The sequence below is a fragment of the Nitrospira sp. BLG_2 genome (assembly GCF_049222245.1).
On the sequence record NZ_JBLYIG010000524.1, the window covers coordinates 1 to 2,530 of the forward strand.

Genomic DNA, 2,530 nt, shown 5'->3' on the forward strand with positions numbered 1-2,530 from the left:
GCCCCATCACCAAGACACGCCAGCCAAAGGAGGAATGTGGTCAAGAATGCGGTCAAGATAGAGATGTGTTTCATGGACAACCTATCGGGAGGATGAAGACATACCGGAAATTCGAAACACCGCATGCCCGACTTTAACAAGTCATTTTTTCAGGAGTCAAGGAGGCAACGGACAATCGGATTGAGCTCGCGACCTCTGTTCGTTCAATTGATACTCGAACAAAGCGGAACTGCACGGTATCATCCATCTATCGCTGAATCACCGGACCTCCTTGCGTGTCTTGTGAACCGATGGCGTGAACGATCGTATCGTGGAGCTGCTCCACCGCTGCTTCTTTGGTGATCAGCGTGACCGCTCCGGCTCGCTGCATCGCGTCGCCGTTGTTATCCCCGATGTTCACGGAAATACCGATGATGATGGTGTCCGGCCATTTGGCTTTGATCTGCGTCGTGGCTTCGATCCCATTCATCTTCGGCATGTTGATGTCCATCACCACCACTCGCGGGCGGAGTTTCTCAACCGATTTCACAGCCTCCGTTCCATCTCCGGCCTCCCCGACCACCTGAATATCCGCATAAGTATCCCGCACCGATCGCAGCCCTTGCCGCACCATCGCATGGTCATCCACGAGCAACACCGGTACCATCATCTGTCCCATCGTGAGGCTATGGGCCTCGTCGGCACGAACGGTTGCACAGGCATCTCCGGATTCAGTGACTGGACGATACGGCTGGTTGTCTTCCACGCTTCTGGCCAGCGGCATGATCAGTGTCGCGATGGCCCCCTGCCCCGGAGCAGAGTGAATGGTGAACGAGCCGCCCAATGCCCGCATCCGCTCCTGGATGCTATAGAGACCAAACTTGGACGAGATCTCGCCACTAGGCACTCTCGCCTCCGCTGCGGCGGCAAGGTCGAATCCCGCCCCCTCATCTTTCACGGTCATGCAGAGATGGTCCACTCGCTTTTCCATCGTGAGAATTGCCTGCCCGGTGCCGGCATGTTTGGCCGAATTGATCAGAAGCTCCCGAACCGATTGAAAGAGCAACACACGTTGATCTTCCGGCAGGTTTGGACCTTGGTCGTCGGGCATGACGACGGTCACGGTTTGCTCATGTTTTTTCTTCATGTACTCAGCGAGCCATTTGAGACTGGCGGCCAGGCCATGATCACGCAGGACCGGCGGGCTGAGTTCCGCCACCAATGTCCGGCTATAGGTCAACGCATCGGACAAGATGTCATCGACCTTTTTCAGGATGGTTTCAGAGGTTGGCACGCCGTTTGCCGCCCGCCGCCCCTGCCCGATCGTCAACTTGCCGAGGACCAACATCTGCTGCAGATGGTCGTGCAGTTCGGTGGCCAGGCGTTTCCGTTCGCGCTGTTCCGCCAGATTCAACTCGCTCGTCAGCGCGCGCAGACGGTCCTGCGACTGTTGCAACTCAGCCGTTTTCACGTTTACCGCGCGCTCGAGCTCAATACTCCACCGCTCAAGACGTTCTTGAGCTTCCTTAATCTCTGTTATGTCATACGTGGCGCCAACGTACCCAAGAAGCTCTCCGCTGGCCGAGTGTCGGGGCTGACCGACAGACCGCATCCAGCGGTAGCGGCCATCATGCCGACGAAAGCGGAACTGCTCGTCCAACAAGGCATGCTTCTCAAAGGCACTGAGATACGCTTGGAGATAGCGGTGACGGTCCTCCGGGTGGACAAAGACCGCCCAGTCGTACTTTGCCGCGTCGACTTGATCAGTGATGCCCAGAAACTCGAGATATGCGCGATTGACGAACCGGGCCCCTTCTCGGTCATTCATCCACATAAGGACAGGCGTACTATCGGCCAGCGTTTTGAATCGCGTTTCACTCTCCCGTAGCGCCGCTTCCGCGTGAGCGCGTTCTAACCGTATCCAGATACGCGTGGTGAGTTCGCGCATCAATTCTATTTCATCGTCGCGCCAGTCACGTGGGATGGCGTCGGCAATTACAAACTGGAACCGCCATTCGCCTTCTCGAACCAGCGGCACGCTTACAAAGGAACCGATCGAGAGGGCAGCCATTTGCTCGGCATTCGTCCGCGCATCGTTCGCGGCGTCGCGCACGACGTAGATGACGCCGGTTCGACATGCCCGCCGAAAATCCTCGCTGTAATAGTCGCTGATGCGATGTGCCCCCTTCCAGCTCGGCGAATTCACGCGCTTCCACTCGTTGGCGACGGTGATAAGCCGCTGCTCCTCATTCACTTCGCCGAATGCGCAAACAGAAGCGTTGAAGTACTTGCCGATTTCGGCCCCGAGGGCGTCCATTGTTTCATCGACGCTCGTCGGCCGAGCGAGATCTTCGCTGACTTCGGCCAAGAAGGCTTGATGCGCATCGCGGCGTTTCGGTTCCGTGATGTCCTGCACGAGCCCAACCATGCGCTTGGATTCATTGTCTTCGACCAAATGGCCCCAGCCGGTAAACCAACGGAGCGATCCGTCCTGATGCCTCATGCGAAAGTGAGTATGGAAGACGCCGCGTCCTTCGCATGCCGCGGTAAA

General features: G+C 57.3%; 1 protein-coding gene. It reads right to left on the reverse strand.

Going from position 1 to position 2,530, the window contains the following annotated elements; all coding sequences use genetic code 11:
• Window positions 1-247: 247 nt before the first annotated feature.
• Window positions 248-2,530, reverse strand: a 2,283-nt coding sequence (locus ACOSYY_RS14050; protein ID WP_421663145.1) for a PAS domain S-box protein, incomplete at its 5' end; no start/stop codon positions are given.